The organism is Rhizobium johnstonii 3841 (assembly GCF_000009265.1).
GTDB classification, from domain to species: Bacteria; Pseudomonadota; Alphaproteobacteria; order Rhizobiales; family Rhizobiaceae; genus Rhizobium; species Rhizobium acaciae.
On sequence record NC_008380.1, the window covers coordinates 3,181,350 to 3,198,294 of the forward strand.

Consider the following 16,945-nt stretch of genomic DNA (forward strand, 5'->3'; position numbering starts at 1 on the left):
GGCCGTGGAACCCGACACGAGGAAAGCGTCAATGTCGGCATGTCGGTCGGAGACTATATGCCCGCATACCATTCATAACCGCGATCCTCCCAGAAGCCGCCATTGCCGCCGTAGAGCTGGCCGAGATCGGCGACGGCTTCGATGCCGGTCAGGTATTTTGCCTGCTTGTAGCCGAGCTGGCGCTCGACCCGGAGCCGGAGCGGCGCGCCATGGGCAACTTCGAGATCGCGGCCGTTCATGGTGTGGGCAAGGATCGTCTGGGGGTGAAACGCATCGACGAGATCGATGCTTTCGTAATACCAGCCGCTGCCGTCGAGCGTCTTTTCATATTCGTCGGCGCAGTGGAAGACGATGTAGCGGGCTTCGGGTTTCAGGCCCGCCGCCTGCAGCAGCGCGCCGAGCGGCACGCCGGTCCATTTGCCGATCGCGCTCCAGCCCTCGACGCAGTCATGCCTTGTGATCTGCGTGCGGGCCGGCAGGGCTTTCAGCTCCGCCAGCGACAATTGCATCGGCTTGTCGACCAGTCCGCCGACCTCGAGCTTCCAGCCCGAAAACCGCTGGTTCATCCAGTCGATATAGCGGGCATTATCAGGCATGCTGGTGCCGTTGGCGCGGAAGGTCGGCGAGATATCGGCTTCGGTGAATTCGCGGGCGAGCGCGTCGTCGCCGAGCAGGAAGCGCTGCGTCTTCATGCTGAGGCCTTCGGCGATCTTCAGCACCGATTTCGTCCGATCGTTTTCGACGAGGGCATCGCAGCCGGCAAGCCCCAGCGCCGATGCCGTCATAGTCGCGCCGATCAGGAAGCGACGCCTGGTGATGATGCGGCTCATGACTTTCCTCCCTGCCCGATGTGGTAATAGCCTGTGACCATCGAGCGCAGATTGTTGAACACGCCCGAGACCAGCACCATCGCCACATGCACCGCGACGAAGGCGACGAGCGAGAAGGCGGTCAGGAAATGCAGCGTGCGGGCCGATTGCCGGCCGCCGAACAGATCGAGCAGCCAGGGGGCGACCGCGTTGAAGCCCGGCGACATGGTAAGCCCTGTCCCGATCATCAGCGGCAACAGCACGAAGATCACGGCGACATAGGCGAGTTTCTGCAGCGTATTATAGTGGCGGGCCTCGGCCCCCTTGGGAAAGCGCAGCCGGGCGTGACTGACGATCTCATGGCCGAGATGCGAAGGCTTCAGCTCTTCGGCCGCCGGCAGCAGATCGCGGCGGAAATGCCGGCTGACGAAACCATAGGCGAGATAGATGAAGCCGTTGATGACGAACAGCCAGGCAAAGAAGAAATGCCAGCGCCGGCCCGATGCAAGATCCTGGTAGCTCGGCAAGGTCAGCCAGTTCGGAAAACCGCGCACCGCGGCCTCGCCGTCGACATTCGAAACCCCGAGAATGCCCGTCGTGTCGAAACTCAATCCGCCGATGCGCGTCACGCCCTTCAGCGCATCGCCTTCCTGTTCCGCCTCCATGGAAATGAAAGACGGATCGTCGTCGGCGCCGTACTGGCCCCAATAGAGCGCCGGATGGGCGTTGAATATCTGCAGACCGCTGTACAGCAGCACCGTCATGCACAGCACATTCACCCAGTGCGACAGGCGCACCAGCAGGCCATGGCGGTAGAAGAGCGTGCGTCCGCTCGCCATGCCGGCATCGGTCGTGGCCATTGTGGTTCCTCCGGATCGGCGTGAAAGGTCTTCGCGAGAAAGGACGCGGCCGCCGGCCAAATAGTTTCAGCGGCCGCGGCTAACGCTTACTTCATCGCGTCGCAGGCCTTCATCATCGTGTCCTTCTTCATCGTGTCCTTCTCCATGCCGGCATTGTGCATGCAGTCGGCCTTGGTGCTGCCGGTCGCCATTGCGTCCTTCGACATCGCATCCTTGGACATGGCGTCCTTCGACATCGTGTCGGTCTTCATGCTGTCTTTCTTCATGGCATCGCTGCTTTCGGCGCTGGCGGCGCCGGCAAGCGACAGGCCGATGACGAAGGTGCAGGCGGCAAGGCTGGAAAGGATCTTGGTCATGAGGGTCTCCTCGGATCGATTGACATGTCCGCCGGCACCCGCCGACGGCTCACAGTCCTGAATTCGATCCCCTTGCGAAGGCGGTTACAGCCTCACGCTTATGTGATAGCGCTACAGCGCCGCGCGTCTTTTGGAGACGTGCTAAGGACGCTGTACACTTTGGATTGCCGCCGGAAGATTTTTTGAACCCGCCTGTAACCAAAGCGTCATCCACCCGAATGATATTGCAGACGACATGACGAGCGCCCATTCGGAACAAGCACTGAAGATGCTGATGCTTCTTTCCCTCGACGGGGACGAGGCAGCCTATCGGCGTCTGCTCGTGACGTTGCGAACCCTGCTCGTCGGTTATTATGGCGGGCGGATCGGCACTACCGCGAAATCCGACACGGAAGATCTCGTGCAGGAGACGTTGCTGGCGCTGCATTCGCGCCGGGCGACTTATGACAGGGAGCGGCCGTTCACCGCATGGTTCTTCTCGATTGCCCGCTACAAGCTGATCGACCACCATCGAAAGCATGGCAGCCGGTATAAAGCGGAAATGGAGCTGAACGAGGAGATCGAAGACGACTTCAGGGAGGATGCGATTGCAGCGCGCATGGATGTCGAACGGCTGTTGAACGGCCTGCCGCAGCACCAGCAGGAGCTGATCCGTCAGGTCAAGCTCGAGGGGCAGTCGGTGGCCGACACAGCAAGCCGCACCGGACAGTCGGAATCGGCGGTCAAGGTCGGCGTTCACAGGGGCATCAAGGCGCTGGCGGCAAGATTGCGAGGTGGGATGTGAGAGAGACTGAGGACGTGATCGACAGCCTTGTCCGGGATCTGAAGCCGGTGCCGAGACATGCGCTCGAACGCCGCTTCGCGCTCGCCATCCTGCCTGCCCTGACAGTCTCGCTGCTGCTGATGCTTATCGTCCTCGGCCTGCGCACCGATATGGCGCAGGCGCTGATGCTGCCGGTCTTCTGGATCAAGTCCGCCTACAATGCCTTGCTTGCAATCGCCGCCTTCACAGCCGTTTACCGCCTGTCCCGGCCGGATGGCTCGGAGGGCCGCTTTTTCGGGATTGCCGCGGCCATCATACTCGCCCTCGCCGTCATGGCGGTCATCCAGCTCGCTTTGTCACCGGCCGCAAGCTATCCCGTGCTGGTGCTTGGATCTTCCGCCCTGCATTGCCCGCTGCTGATCTTTGCTTTTGCCATGCCGATCCTGATCGCAAATACCTGGGTTCTCCGTGGCGGCGCCCCGAGCAACCTCGGCATCACAGGCTTCATCGCCGGCATTGCCGCCGGCGCATCCGGCGCCTGGGTCTATTCCTGGTTCTGCACAGAAAACGGCCTGCCTTTCGTCACCCTCTGGTATTCGCTCGGCATCCTCTTGACCGGCGCAATCGGCGCGCTGCTCGGCCCCCGCCTCCTGCGCTGGTAGCACCGGCTATTTGAGGCACCGCGCCACTAGAGCCTTTCCGGGTTAGATTGAAGCATTCTGTTGGCTCAAACGGAGTCGGATGGTCGACCGGCCGGCGCGTGTCGTAGCCCGGCTCTACGGCCAAGCCGGCCGGTCGATCAGCCGGCCCGTTTCAGCCAACCCTCCCGCAGATTTGCCCGGCAAATCTGCAAGACTTTAGAATCGCCGGACGCACCTCTTGCTTCGCATGGCGAAGCCGTGCGGCCGGTGGGCCGGGCATCTTTCCGTCAGGGCAAAGGCGATCGGCTCGGACGTACCAAGGGGTATGCTCTTCACCAATCGCCTTTGCCCTGACGAAAACCTGCTCCGGCAGAATGCTTCAATCTAACCCGGAAAGGCTCTAATCCTTCATCCGGCATGAAACCAGATGCAGCATTCCTGCGTACTAGTCAGGGGATGAGTGTTGCGTACCCCCTGGATCGGAAAACACAGGTAGCGAGGAATGACGGCATGGTCAGGAAAGAAGGCGTAGCCCACCTCACCCGGCAAGCCGCGGAACTGGGGCTGGCCAGGCTGATGATGAGGCTGCCTGCGACGCGGGCAACGATCAGAGCCGTTGCGGCGAGCCAGCCTCATTTTTATGAATTATGCGGCGCCTACGGCGAAGCCTGCGCCGTCCTCGATCGCATGCGCCGGGATAGATCGACCGATCCCGCAATCATCACCGAATACGAGATCATCTGCGCGGAAATCGAAGTCGACGTCATCAGGATCCTGCTCGGCGATCAATGAGACTTCGCAAATGCTGGTCGGACTGCCGCCGCGATAATGCAACGCCATTTGCCGCCGGCATCCCTATCAGCTCAGCAGGTCATCCACATGGATGGAAACGCTCAACGTATCCGTGTCGAAATGCAGCGAAGTCCCGTCGGAGATCTTGTAGTGGAAGGTGTCGCTGACATCTCCGCTGAGCCCGGCGAGCTTTGCCGCGTCGGCCGTATAGGTGTAATCGCCGTCACTGTCGACATGGATGGTGCCGTATTGGCCGGTCAGTGTCACGCCGTCCTTGTCGACGAATTGGCCGTCGAAGCGGCGAAGCAGCAGGGTTCCATTGGCCGAGCTGTCGTTTTCGAGGAGATTGCCATAATGGGCGGCGTCCAGGTCGGAGGAGATTTTCAGGCTGTCATGGGTTGCGACAAGCGCAGGCGCCGTGTCGGTGTGCGTCACATCGCCGACCGCGAGACTATCGCTGCTCGCAAGCAGCGTCGCCTGGGCCTCGTCGAGCGTCGTGTTGTTACTGACGGGAAAGGTGTTCGCGGCGATGATGGCGGGGGAGATGCTGTAGGGCGTAACATCGCTGGCGATGACATTGTCGTGGAAGGAGCCGGATGCCGGCCTGTCGACCTTCAGCGCCGCTGAGGACAGGTCATCGAAAACGTTGCCGTAGATATTGATATCTTCGCGAACGTAACTGGTCGTGCCGGAGGCGCTGACCACCACGCCCCATACGCCATCGTGGATATAGTTGCCGGATATATCGTAGTCCCGCGTATTGCCCTGGTCGCCGAGACCGACGGCATAGGACCAGCTGTAGCCGCCATAGCCTGAAATATCGTTGTCGTGGATAGCGACGTTGGTGCCTGCTTGTGCGCCGATCCCGAAGCCGCCACCGATAATCGCGTTGTCCTCGACCAAGGCATTTACGGGCCGAACGAGCGCGATGACACCCTTCGGCGTAGCAGCGCCCGTCTGGTCGAGGTAATTGCCGCTGATCACGATATTGCTGCTGTCATTCATCTGGACGGCATCTGCCGCGGTGCCATGGGCATTGGTGACGGTGTTGTTGAGAAACTTGACGCCGTTGACTTTTTCGATCCAGACGCCGTCGCCGTTGACGTCGTTGATCGTGCTGTTTTCGATGGTGATGTTCGAGCCGGTCCGGAAGGTGATCGAACCTGACTTGCCTGCCAGTCCGGTGTGATCGACCTCGACGTTGCGGACCGTCCAGTTCGAAACATATCCGCCATAGATGGCTGCACCGCCGGTGTCCGAGATCTTGATGTTCTCGATGACGATGTTCGATGCATAAAGGCTATGGATGCCATCATTGGGGCTATGGATGACTGGCGCATCGCCGACCCCGTAGCTGCCGATGGTGATCGGGGCACTCACCGTGCCGGAATATTTCAGGTCGAGCTGGTCGTTGAACACGCTTCCGGCGGCGAGCAGCACGCTGTCGCCCGGCTGCAGTTTCAAGTTTTCCACCGCCCAGAACGACGAAAACGGCGCGTCCTCGCTCGTTCCGCTGTTGCCGTTGGAGCCTATCGCTGGATTCACATAATAGATTGTCATATCGCCTTGTTCTCGAATTACCCTCGCAGCCGTCTGAATCGGCTGCGACGCGTGGATCGGATGCGGTCGGGGCTAAAGGCCATGTCAAAAGGCCTTCGATATTGCCCTCACGACGGTTGGCGGACCCTATGGGCCTGCCTTGGTCCCGAGAACGCCTGGCGGAGGCGATATCCTGGAAATGACAACTTATACGAAAACAATCTACTAAATAACGACCGAAAGGTGAATGAACGATAATCGTACCCCTCGGCGACGTATGGTCGCAGAGGTGAGACGTCCCGTTTCAGGTCAGTCGCAAGCCGGAAAGGTTCAGGCCGCATTGCAGCCCCTTACCCTCACCCGGCGGCAGCCGGATGAGGGACACTGCGGAGCCATTTGATGGCGAGAGCAACGCTTCCCCGGGGGATCCACGCCTCCCGGAAGGAACGCCTTCCGGCATAGCGCCGCTCCCGGCACCCTCACCTCAGCTTAGCAAGCCATCCAGGTGGATGAAGACGGTCAGCGTATCCCCGTCGCTATGATGCGAGCTTCCATCGTTGATCCCGTAGCTGAACGACTCGCTCACATGTCCGCTATGGTCAGGGAGCTTCGTTTCATCGAGCGTGTAGGCATAGTTGCCTTCCCGGTCCACATGGATGTCGCCATATTCCCCGGTCAGCGTCAGGCCGTGCTTGCCGACGGTTTCGTCCCCGAAACGCCGAAGCACCAGGGTGTCGTTATCCGAGCTGTCGTTTTCGAGGAGATTGCCGCGATGGGCGTCGCCCGTATCGGTGAAGATCTTCAAATTGTCATGGACGGCAACAACCGCCGGATCCGCGGAGGCCTCCGTGACTGCCGCGGTCTTCGCAACCGGGCTTGCCAGTGCCGTCTCGACATTGGCGACCGTATGGTTGCCTTTGACCGTGAAGGTATGCGCGTCGGCAATGGCCGGCGATATGCTGGTGGCCTTGGTGCCGGTCTCGATCGTATTGCTGTAGAAGGAGCCGGATGCCGGCCTGTCGACCTTCAGCGCCGCCTGCGAGAGGTCGTCGAAGACGTTGTCGTGGACCTTGATATTCGTGCGGGTATAGCTGGCGCCACTGGGGCCACTGACGGCAACGCCCCATGCGCCGTCATGAATATGGTTGCCTGAAATATCATAGTCCCGCGCATTGCCCTGGTCGCCGAGACCGACGGCGAAGGACCAGCTGTAACCGTGATATCCGGATATGTCGTTGTCGCGGATGGCGACGTTCTTGCCAGCGGGCGCGCTGATGCCGAAGCCGCCGCCGGTGAGCACATTGTCCTCGACCACGGCATTCGTGGCCCGCACCAGCGCGATCACGCCCTTGGGGCTGCTGGCATGCGTCTGATCGAGATGATTGCCCTTGATCAGAATATTGCTGCTGTCGTTCACTTGCACCGCATCGGCCGTCGAACCGTTCGCGGTGGTGACGGTGTTGTTGAGAAGCTTGACGCCGTTGACCTTTTCGATCCAGAAGCCGTCGCCTTTGACGCCGGATATCTTGCTGTCTTCGACCGTGACGTTCTTGCTGCTCCGGAAGGTGACGGCGCCTGCGTTTTCCGACAATCCCGTCTTGGCGACCTCGACGTCGCGGACCGTCCAGTTCGTGACACTGCCGCCATAGATGCCCGAACCGCCGACATTCGATATCTTCAGGTTCTCAATGACGATGTTCGAGGCATAGAGACTGTGGATGCCGTCGCCGCTGCTGTGGATGACGGGTGCCGCACCCGTCCCGTAACTGCCGATCTTGATCGGCGCACTCTCGCTGCCGGAATATTTGATATCGAACTGCTCGTTGAACACGCTGCCCTTGGCAAGAAGCACGCTGTCGCCGGGTTTCAGTTTCAAGGATTCCACTTTGGACAAAGTCGCAAAAGCCGAGTTCTGGCCCGTTCCACCGTTGCGGTCGGAGCCAGTCGCTGAGTTCACATAGTAGACTGTCATATCGCCATGTTGCCCTGTTCGTCGGATCGCTAAGTCGCCGCCGGAATCGCCCAGGATCGGCCGATCGGATGCGGCGGGGGCAACCGGCCACGGCAAGAAGGCGATAAGATGTTGTCAATGGGGCAGCGGGCGAGTTCGCGCGCCTCATTCCACAGGCAATTGCCTGGTGTGACCAAAGTTACAACTTGGGCCGAGAAATCGGCGACTTCGAGGTGAATAAATCGCGGCGTGTTTGCGCGTACGTCGCCTTCAGTCTGTGCGTCATGTGATTCTTGCCTTCGCTTGCGCTCAGGGGGTGAGGAGCGCCAGCGACGAACGCCTTGAGCGTAAGCGAAAGGCGCACTCCAAGGTGAAACCCTACCCCCTCGCCCTCAAAGCCGAGGTCAGCGGCAACCATGTCGCAGCGATAGGGAGACCTCAGGCCCTACAGCGCCGCGCGTCTTTTCAGACGCGCAAAGGACGCTGTAGCACTTTGAATTGCTGCATAATTTTATCCTTAAATCGATCCCGATTTAAGGAATTATGCAGTAGCCGCTTCGGCCTTGATCTTCGGCTTCAGCAGGATGATGAGAAGCAAGCCGGCGATGATGAGTGCCGCGCCTTCGAGGTGATAGCGTTGCAACTGCTCGCCGAGGATCAGATAGGCGAGCACGGCGATGAAGATGGTCTGAATGTAGAGGAGGACGCCAGCCCGAGCCGCCCCCAGCGCCTCGATGCTACGATTGAAGAGGTAGTACATGACCGCCCCGCCAGGGATCGCAACATAGGCGAGCGCGATGAGCCCGTTGCCGTTGAGCGTCGAGCGTTCGTCTGAGAATAGCTCGGACAGGTAGAAGGGCAGCGCCGTCAGCACCGCCGCACCGAGCAGCAGCACCAGGAGCGCAAGGCGATTCAAATCGAATTTCGCGCGGCGGAGCAGGACGGTATAGAGACTGAAACAGAACGCGCCGGCGACGATCCACAGTTCACCCGGGTTGAAGTCGAGCCGCATCAGCGCGGCCGGACTGCCCTTGATGATGATGACCACGATCCCGAGAAAGGCCAAGATCGATCCGATCACCTGCCAGCGTCCCATCGGCTCGGCCAGCATCAAGCGGGCAAGGATCATGGTGATGATCGGAATCAGGGCGATGATGATGCCGGCAGTGGTGGCATCGGCATGTTCGAGGCCGACAAAAATCATGCCCTGGCAGATCGCCAGTCCCACACCGCCAATCGCAAGCAGTTCGAGGGCGCGAGCCCGCACCAGCGCGACCATGTCGCCGAAATGCCGGCGCACGATCGGCATCAGGATCGCGAAGGCGATCAGCACGCGCCAGAAGCAGAGCGCCCAGGGCGGCATCTCCGAAGAAACCCATTTCGCGGCGATATAGACGCCTGCCGACAGCAGCCAGCAGAGAACACCCACGGAATAGGCGGCGGCAAGCGAATTGCCTGCCGCCTGTTCCGTCCCGACCGTGTCGCGATGGACCGCCAAGACATTCATTGCCATGGCTGAGTTATGCCACAGTTTCCATGGGCTGCACAGATGAGGCGGCGGCGCTCCGCCCGTTGCGGATGTCTCCTTCGGGCCGATCAGGACGGTCGCCGTGATGATGTGACCCGCCCGGAAGATTTAGACGGCCAGCCTCTACCCTCTCGCCCGCAAAGCAGAGGTCAGCGGCAGCCGTGTCGCCGCAAGTGCCGGCAACGCGCCGCCGATTATGCCGATGGCAAGCCCCAGCAGGCCGGCGGTGAGCGCCACGTCGGTGGTGACGTCGAGCTGGAAGGCCATCTTGGTGTTGTTGGCGCCCATCGTGCTGGCCTGCCAGCCGTTGAAGGCGAGCCATGAGGCGAGGATGCCGAGGGCGACGCCTGATATCGAGAGAGCCACGGCCTCGACCCAGGTGGCAGTGAAGGCCGGCAGGCGGCCGAAGCCGAGCAGGCGGAGCGTGGCGATCTCTATCGCGCGGTCGGAGACCGAGCTCATCATCGTATTCAAAGCGCCGGCGGTTGCCCCGACCGCCATCAAGAGCGCCAGCGGCCAGCCGAACAGGCGGATGAGGCTCGCGGTACGCTCAGATTGCGCGACATAGAGATCGGCCTCGGAGAGGGCGGTGAGCGGCGCACCGGGAAATGCGGAGAGATGCTCCTGCAACACAGACAACCCGCCTGCCCCATCGAGACGCACGCGCAGGCTCTGCACCTGTCCCTGCCGGTCGAAGGCCGATTGCACTGCCTCCAGATCCGCCCAGATCTCGGATTCGAAGGCGCTGCCGCCAGAGGTGAAATGCCCGACGACCGTCCAGTCCACAGCGCCGAGCCGCACCTTGTCGCCGACGGCAAAGCCGGAGAATTCATCGGCGATGCGGGCGCCGACGACGATCTCGCGGGCGCCCGGCGAAAACAGCCGACCCGCCGATATCGCGGCGCGCTCGCGCAAGCCTGGGCCGCCCGCATCCTTGCCGCGCAGCGACAACGTCTGCTCCGCGCTGTCGCTGGCCCTGACGACATCGACGGCAACGACGATCTCGCGCGACAGTGCTAGGCCGCCCGCGGCATTCCCCGCCACGCCGATCTCGCCGGTCGTGGCCGCAAGGCTGCGGATCGTTTCGGCCGGCACATCCGAGCCCGTCTCCTGGTTGGTGCCGCCGCCGAGGATGACGGCGATGCCGGGCGAACCCGCGCCTTGAAGTGCTGCCTCAAAGCCCCTGGCCATGGCGAGGAAACCCGCCAGCACCGCCACCACCAGGGCGACCGACAGCACCATCGACGCCGAGATCCACAGCCGCCGCGGCAGGCTGCCGAGATTGACTCTGATCATGAGAAAGATCTGCTTGAGCGTTGATGACATTCGACTATCTCGATCTGAAGGCGTTGACGATGGGCAGGCGCATGGCGCTGAAGGCGGGCAACAGCCCGGTCAGGAGGCCGAGACCGGCAATGATCGCGACGGATTTCAGCAACACCTCGGCGCTGAAGACGAGGCCGAATGCCGGCCCGATCGAGAGCGTCGCGAGCTTGGCGAGAAAGAGCCCGCCCACGCCGCCGACAGCGAAGATGAACAGCGTCTCGCCGAGGATCAGCGCTATGATCCGCCCGCCGGAAAAGCCGAGCACTTTCATGACGCCGATTTCGAAGCGGCGTTCTCTCACGGCAAAGAGCATGGTGTTCACCGCGATCATCAGGATCGTTACGAAGGCGGCGCCGACGACGAGGCTGACGATTAGGCCGACATCGGCGAATTGCCGGAGAAAGGCCTCGAGAAACTGCTTTTCCGATTGCGTCCTGGTCTGAGCCGCCGAATTGGCGAACAGCGCGTCGATTCGCGCCGCGAGCAGGCCTGATGAAACGCCCTCGCGCGGGCGCACCACGAAGGCGTCGACCGTATCCTTATCGCGGGCGCGGGCCGCATTGATCGTGTCGTAGCGAGCGAGCATGAAATAGGTGTCGGTGCTGGCATCGGCACCCTCGAAGATACCCGCGATCACGAAGGTCCAATCACGGCTGCCGTCCTCCTTCATGACCTGGCTGGTGACGCCGATGCGCTGGCCGACCGACCAGCCCTGCGCCTCCGCCAACGCCCTGCCGACCAGCACCCGGTCGCCGCCCTCTTCGAGCGCTGCGATCAGCTCCGGCGTCAGCCCGAGCTCCTTGCCATTGGCGGCGGCAATCGCGCTCGGATCGACGGCGCTGACGACAACCACATTCTTCGCGACTTCGACGAAACCGCGCATGCGCGCAGTATAGACGACGGCGGCGACATCGCCGTCGGCCGCGATCCTGTTCAGATAGGCGAAGGGCAGCGGCAGTCCCCGGCCCGATTTGTTGAAAACGCCGAGCAAATTGTCGCTGGCGCCTGCCGCCCCCTGGCTGCCGCTGACGAAGCTCGCCGTCAGCCCATAGATCAGGAAGGCGATGCCGACGGAAAACATCAGCAGCACGGAGCGCAGCCGTTTGCGCCAAGCATTGCGCCGCATGAGGTCGAAGAAGGTCATCGGCCTGCCCCCTCAGTGAATTCGCCCTTGTTGAGATGCAGCGTGCGCCGAGCGAAGGCGGCTGCCTCGGGATCGTGCGTGACCATGATGATGGTCTTCTGAAGCTCGCGATTGAGAAAGCCCAGCATCTCGAGAATATCATTGGCGGATTTCCGGTCGAGATCGCCGGTCGGTTCGTCGCAGAGCAAGAGGTCGGGATCGCCGACGATGGCGCGGGCGATCCCGACGCGCTGCTGCTGCCCGCCAGACAAGCTGGATGGAAACTGCCGCTGCCGCCCGGAGAGCCCGACCAGATCCATGACGGTCTCGACGCGCGCCCCCCGCTCCTTGCGCTTGAGCGGCTTCAACAGCAGCGGCAGCTCGATATTCTCCCCCGCATTCAGCATCGGCAGCAGGTTGTAGAACTGGAAGACGATGCCCATGCTGTGTGCCCGCCAGGCGGCCCTGGCGCCTTCGCCCATCTGCTCGAGATGGCTGCGGCCGATCCTGATCTCCCCTCCGTCGGGGCTGTCAATGCCGCCGAGCATGTTGAGCAGCGTCGATTTCCCCGAGCCCGATGGGCCCATGACGGCGACGAAATCGCCGCGTGCTATGGAAAGGTCGAGCCCGGAAAAGATCGGGATCGTCTCCACGCCGATCCTGAATGCCTTCCTGACGCCGCGAAGCGCGATATAGGGTTCTTGAGTGTCGGTCATCGCTCTGCTCCTTGCTGATGGTCTGTGCTATCCCCGGCCTCACCCACCAGAAGGCGGATGCGCGCGGCCATGGCGGGGCGCATGTCTGACGGCGGTGAGGAAAGTGACAGGCGAAGCGTCACCGTCCCCTTCTCCCGCGAAATCATCGGCGCGATCTTCGATACTTCGACCGCAAAAGGCCGGTCGGGAAAGCCGTCGAGCACCGACTCGCCACGCAAGCCCGGCCGCATCAAGGCGATATTCGCCTCGGCCACATCGGCATCGATGACCATGGTTGTCATGTCGGCAATCGCAAGCAGGCTTTCATTCTCCCGCACGCTATCCTCGCGCGACAGCACGGTGTCGCCGACATGTGCGGTAAGCCGCGTGACGGTGCCTGATATCGGCGCCCGGACGGTTAACGCTTCCACCTGCTCGCGCGCCCTGTCGATATCGAGATCGGCCTTGGCCACGTCCTGCCGTGCCTGCTGAGCGGCATTTTCGGCGGTGTCGAACGCCGTCCTCGCTTCCTCCAGCGTCTGCGCCGACATCGCATCGCGCCCGGCCAGCCGCTCGGTACGCGTGAGGGAAGACCGCGCCTGCGCCAATTCAATAGTCTTCGCCGTGAGCGCCAACTCCGCCGATTGCCGGGTGATCTCGGCCCCCTGAAGCGCAAAGCGGGCGCCGGCATCATCGAGCCGCACCAGCACCTGGCCCGATACGACCCTGTCGCCCGCCTCGACCTCGACGGCAGCGATCCGACCTTCATATTTGGAGAAGATGGTGGCGATATCAGGTGCCACGACGTAGCCGGAGCCGGTGACTTCCCGGGACGGCAATGCTCTGTCCGCTGGGTTATTGGAGGGCAGAGCCCGGATAGGACCGGCGGCGGGCACGTCTGTTCCATCGACGGATATTGCGGCCTCGTCCTTGCCTATGAGACCCGCAAGCACAGTCTCGATGCGCGCCAGCGTATCAGGCCTATAGAGAAGCACCACCGCCAGCGATGCCGTCGCGGCAAGGGCCAGCATTGCTCCGGGGATCACACGCCGCCGGACACGGGGCTCCGGCGGCTCTGTCTTGAAGGCCGCGGGCTCGATCGAAAGCGATCGCAGCTTGGCGGCAAGATCTCGGTCATGTTCTGATGTCGTGTTCATGCCGCCAGAATGACCAATGGCAGCAAAACCGCGACCTCGAACGCGTTTCTGACAGTCCTCGATCGCGATTGTGTACTTGGCGCGGCAAGGCACCCCGGGTCAGCCCTCATGGTGAGGAGGCCCGAAGGGCCGTCTCGAACCACGAGGGCTGGTGATTGCGTGGGTGCAGACTGGCTGGATGAAGCGCCGGTGGCCAGCCCCGTCCTTCGAGGTCCCTACGGGCGGCGCTCAGGATGAGGCTGAAGAGAGGACAGGCGTCACTTCAGGAAGAAGCCGAAGAGACGCCGGATCCGCCCTTCCTCTCCCGCCAGGCAAGCGGCGTCATATCCGTGACGCGGCGGAATTCGCGGTTGAAGTTGGACTTGGTCTGGAAGCCGACCTCGAACATCACCTCGGTCACCGATTTCTGGGTCGCGGCAAGCAGCCGACAGGCCTCGCCGATCCTGTAGTCATTGACATATTGCGAGACGTTCTTGTCCATCGCCCGGTTGATCGCCGCCGAGATCTGGCGGGCGGGAATGCCGGCCTTGCGAGCCAGCCGGTCGAGATTGAGATTGGCATCGCGATAGAGTTTTTTTGCCTCCATCAGCGCATCGACCGTGGCGATCGTCTCCTTGTCTTCGGTCGTTTCGGACTTCAGCACCGCCTCCATTGTCTCGGCCGGCGCCCGGCTTCGGCTGGCGGCGGCTGCCGCAATACCGAGGATGACGAGAACGGCGAGGTTACTGACGCTGATCAGCGTCAGCGCATGCTCGCCATGCGCCCATGTGAAATCGAAAAAGACGAAGATATCGACCGAGGCCGACAGGCACAGCGCCACCGCCGCGAAGATGATGGCCCGATAGGCCGGCACCGCTCCCTCGAAGGGCGCAAGCCGAAGCGCATCGGCCCCCGGCCGCATCAGAAGCAGGATCGCTAGGGCATAGCCGACGAAAACAAGCACCAGCGCGAGATCGATCGCATCCCGCCGGAACACCATCAAAAGCAGGATGACCGCGGCGGGCACCGCATGCAGTGCAATGCGCGTCGGCAGCGGCCGCCGGCTCGTCCTCACCAGCCTGGAAACCCCGGCATAGGCAAGCGGCGGCACCATCGCCGCGGTGACAGGCATGATCACGCCCACCGCCTGCACCCCGTAGCCCCAGCGCAGGCCGGAGAGGAGGGATTGCAGCACGGCGAGCAGGATCAGTGCCAGAAACGGCAGGTTGGGCTGCGCCTCCTCGTCGCGCCTGAGGACGGTGACGAAGAGGATGAGCAGCAGCAGAGCAACGACGAAGGGAAGCGGAATGAACAGCATGGCCTGATAGGATCGGAGTGGCGAATGGATGGCCATCATTGCCGAGATCCTCAGCCGGCGCGACCTCCATCATGTTTTAGGACGCGTTTTAGGCTGGGATTTTTTGTGAGCGATATGCCGTGCCATCCCTCATCCGACGGTCCGGGGCCGCCGTGCAGTTTCTGCGTCGAGGGCAAGTGGCCACGATCATTGTGGCGAAGCGTGCGCCGGTTGGCATTCCGCAAAGGCGCACCCCGACAGGCGAACGCGGATCATAAAATACCCTGCACGCGCTCTACGAGGGCCTGCCTAGCCGAGAGCGCTTTGTGCTGCGCAAATCCGATCGACCAAAGCATCGAGATCGCCCCTTGGCGGACGGTTCTTGGCCAGGCGCTGCTTGAGATGCATGATCGGCTCCGCCAGTATTTCATCAAGGCTTTCGGCGCAGGTGAATTCGCCCGCCACGCTTTTGACCTTTGAATTGTCAAAGATCGCCGACCATGCCTTGTCGCCCCGCAGCGGCCCAACCCACTCCGGATTGTAGCGGACCAGGGTGTCCGTCGGCACGTGTACGATCCTGGCCTCGACATCAAGCAATCTGGCGATCGTCTTTTGAATATCGTCCCAGATATGGGCGCGGTCGGAGGTGATGTGGAAGATCTCGTTCAACGCCGCCGGCTTGCCGAAAAGCCCGACAAAGGGCACCGCGAAATCAACCGAGCGCGTCAGTGTCCAGGGCGTGTGGCCATCGCCCGCCACGATGGTGGGCTGGCCGTCCAGCATGCGTCTCGCCATGACGTCGCTGTCGCCCATCATGATGGGCAGGCCGGTGCGAACAGTGTGACTGGGACGGACGATGGTCCAGGCAAGATTCTCGGAATTCTTGAGCAGCGTCTCACAGGCAATCTTGTCCTGGCTATAGCGCCAATAGGGGTTGATCGCCGGTGTCTGCTCGGTAATCAGATAGTGACGCGGCGGCTTTTCATAGACCGAAGCCGAAGAGATGAAGATGTACTGGCCGCAGTGCCCGGCAAACACATCGATGTCACGCGCGACTTGATCGGGCGTAAAGGCAATGAACTGGCACACGACGTCATAATTGGCCTTGGCCAAGTCCGCATAGGTGGGAGCCGCGAGATCGCCGACGATCGAGGTAACCCCCGCAGGCAATGGGTCGCCTCTCAAGCTGCGGTTATAGACGCTGACATTGTGGCCCTGCACCACGGCACGCTCGACGCATGGATATGAAATCTGGCCAGTACCGCCAACGAAAAGGATTTTCAAAGCCATGTGAAGGACCTCGGTGTCGGATGTGGCGGGATATGCAGTAGTCTTCATAGCGCGAAAGAAATCGGTCGTCTCCTGCAAAACACGTGCACCGGCTCACGTCGTCTGGGTCGACCGGTCCCGTAAACCAACGTGGTGGCATTCCGCATAAGCCAATCGGACGACGTGAGGTTCAGCCGCAACCAGCCATTGCCGATACCGCAAAGATCTCTATCTCAAGCCAATAATGCCCTTCTGTTTGAGATCAGCACAAGACGGAGGCTTTCTTGAAGGACTATCTGCCCTATGCAGCCGGGGTGCTGGCAGGATTATTGGTCGCCTTCCTCATGTCTGGCCTGTTGGCGCTGACGGAGACACCGCAGCTCGTGCTTTTCGCATTGCTGCCGGCCGTCGGTGGCGCTCTCGTCGAACGCGTTTGCCGTCGCCGGCCCAACAATTCTTGAAGGGTTCCATGGCAAGGCTGAAAGAAATCGTCATTGATTGCGACATTCCCTCGCGTGTCGCCCGGTTCTGGGCGGAGGCGCTCGATGGCTACGACGTGGTGCCATATGACGACGAAGAACTGGCCCGTCTTGCCGCCCTCGGATTGACACCCGAGACTGACCCGACCGTGATGGTCGAAGGTCCCGGAACCCGCCTTTGCTTCCACCTTCGCCAAGGGGAACGCCCCGCCCGCAACCGGCTTCATCTCGATATTGCCACCTCCGATCGGGCCAGGGAGGTAGAACGGCTTTTATCCCTCGGAGCGAGCTTCGTCCGCGAAGCGGATGGCTATACGGTCTTGAATGATCCCGAAGGCAACAATTTCTGCGTGGCGTCCGAATAGTCCGATCCGGGCCGGA

At 61.8% G+C, this 16,945-nt stretch carries 17 protein-coding genes; 5 read left to right on the forward strand and 12 right to left on the reverse strand.

Going from position 1 to position 16,945, the window contains the following annotated elements; genetic code table 11:
* Window positions 1-53: 53 nt before the first annotated feature.
* The 3 genes from RL_RS15585 to RL_RS15595 all read right to left on the reverse strand — a co-directional run bounded on the left by RL_RS15585 (window position 54) and on the right by RL_RS15595 (window position 2,025).
* The gene (locus RL_RS15585) at window positions 54-830 is read right to left on the reverse strand and encodes a molybdopterin-binding protein (protein WP_011652532.1); all 777 of its coding nucleotides are present in this window, start codon (window positions 828-830) and stop codon (window positions 54-56) included.
* Window positions 827-1,669: a cytochrome b/b6 domain-containing protein gene (locus tag RL_RS15590; RefSeq protein ID WP_011652533.1), complete on the reverse strand. Its 843-nt coding sequence runs from the start codon at window positions 1,667-1,669 to the stop codon at window positions 827-829. The genes RL_RS15585 and RL_RS15590 overlap by 4 nt, the downstream gene beginning before the upstream one ends.
* Before the next feature lie 86 nt (window positions 1,670-1,755).
* On the reverse strand, window positions 1,756-2,025 hold the full coding sequence (locus RL_RS15595) for a pentapeptide MXKDX repeat protein (RefSeq protein WP_011652534.1): 270 nt from the start codon (window positions 2,023-2,025) through the stop codon (window positions 1,756-1,758).
* 235 nt (window positions 2,026-2,260) lie between these two features.
* Here RL_RS15595 and RL_RS15600 point away from each other — a divergent pair, with 235 nt between their 5' ends.
* From RL_RS15600 to RL_RS15610, 3 genes are all read left to right on the forward strand, one after another.
* A complete protein-coding gene (locus RL_RS15600; RefSeq protein WP_011652535.1) occupies window positions 2,261-2,809 on the forward strand; it encodes a sigma-70 family RNA polymerase sigma factor in 549 nt (182 codons plus the stop codon).
* Window positions 2,806-3,450: an NrsF family protein gene (locus RL_RS15605; protein WP_011652536.1), complete on the forward strand. Its 645-nt coding sequence runs from the start codon at window positions 2,806-2,808 to the stop codon at window positions 3,448-3,450. Before RL_RS15600 ends, RL_RS15605 begins: the two co-directional genes overlap by 4 nt.
* A 489-nt stretch (window positions 3,451-3,939) precedes the next feature.
* Complete coding sequence (locus RL_RS15610; protein ID WP_028741026.1) at window positions 3,940-4,221, forward strand: nodulation protein; 282 nt, start codon at window positions 3,940-3,942, stop codon at window positions 4,219-4,221.
* A gap of 66 nt (window positions 4,222-4,287) precedes the next feature.
* Here the strand turns inward: RL_RS15610 and RL_RS15615 are convergent, their stop codons facing one another.
* From RL_RS15615 to RL_RS15660, 9 genes are all read right to left on the reverse strand, one after another.
* Window positions 4,288-5,781, reverse strand: coding sequence for a right-handed parallel beta-helix repeat-containing protein (locus RL_RS15615; RefSeq protein ID WP_011652538.1), 1,494 nt, complete (start codon window positions 5,779-5,781; stop codon window positions 4,288-4,290).
* A 463-nt stretch (window positions 5,782-6,244) separates the two neighbouring features.
* The gene (locus RL_RS15620) at window positions 6,245-7,732 is read right to left on the reverse strand and encodes a right-handed parallel beta-helix repeat-containing protein (protein ID WP_011652539.1); all 1,488 of its coding nucleotides are present in this window, start codon (window positions 7,730-7,732) and stop codon (window positions 6,245-6,247) included.
* Window positions 7,733-8,252: 520 nt separating this feature from the next.
* Entirely contained in the window at window positions 8,253-9,224 is a 972-nt protein-coding gene (locus RL_RS15630; protein WP_041936378.1) for a DMT family transporter, read from the reverse strand.
* Window positions 9,225-9,362: 138 nt separating this feature from the next.
* On the reverse strand, window positions 9,363-10,565 hold the full coding sequence (locus tag RL_RS15635) for an ABC transporter permease (protein WP_011652542.1): 1,203 nt from the start codon (window positions 10,563-10,565) through the stop codon (window positions 9,363-9,365).
* Between the two features lie 4 nt (window positions 10,566-10,569).
* Window positions 10,570-11,709: an ABC transporter permease gene (locus RL_RS15640; protein ID WP_011652543.1), complete on the reverse strand. Its 1,140-nt coding sequence runs from the start codon at window positions 11,707-11,709 to the stop codon at window positions 10,570-10,572.
* The gene (locus RL_RS15645) at window positions 11,706-12,404 is read right to left on the reverse strand and encodes an ABC transporter ATP-binding protein (RefSeq protein ID WP_011652544.1); all 699 of its coding nucleotides are present in this window, start codon (window positions 12,402-12,404) and stop codon (window positions 11,706-11,708) included. Before RL_RS15645 ends, RL_RS15640 begins: the two co-directional genes overlap by 4 nt.
* On the reverse strand, window positions 12,401-13,633 hold the full coding sequence (locus RL_RS15650) for an efflux RND transporter periplasmic adaptor subunit (protein ID WP_011652545.1): 1,233 nt from the start codon (window positions 13,631-13,633) through the stop codon (window positions 12,401-12,403). Before RL_RS15650 ends, RL_RS15645 begins: the two co-directional genes overlap by 4 nt.
* 169 nt (window positions 13,634-13,802) lie before the next feature.
* Window positions 13,803-14,876, reverse strand: a complete 1,074-nt coding sequence (locus RL_RS15655; protein WP_011652546.1) for a helix-turn-helix transcriptional regulator — start codon at window positions 14,874-14,876, stop codon at window positions 13,803-13,805.
* 249 nt (window positions 14,877-15,125) lie between these two features.
* The gene (locus RL_RS15660; RefSeq protein WP_041936586.1) at window positions 15,126-16,106 is read right to left on the reverse strand and encodes an SDR family oxidoreductase; all 981 of its coding nucleotides are present in this window, start codon (window positions 16,104-16,106) and stop codon (window positions 15,126-15,128) included.
* A gap of 263 nt (window positions 16,107-16,369) precedes the next feature.
* Between RL_RS15660 and RL_RS40170 the strand changes: the two genes are divergently transcribed.
* Entirely contained in the window at window positions 16,370-16,546 is a 177-nt protein-coding gene (locus RL_RS40170; protein ID WP_003540910.1) for a hypothetical protein, read from the forward strand.
* Between the two features lie 8 nt (window positions 16,547-16,554).
* Entirely contained in the window at window positions 16,555-16,929 is a 375-nt protein-coding gene (locus RL_RS15665; protein ID WP_011652548.1) for a VOC family protein, read from the forward strand.
* Window positions 16,930-16,945 lie beyond the last annotated feature (16 nt).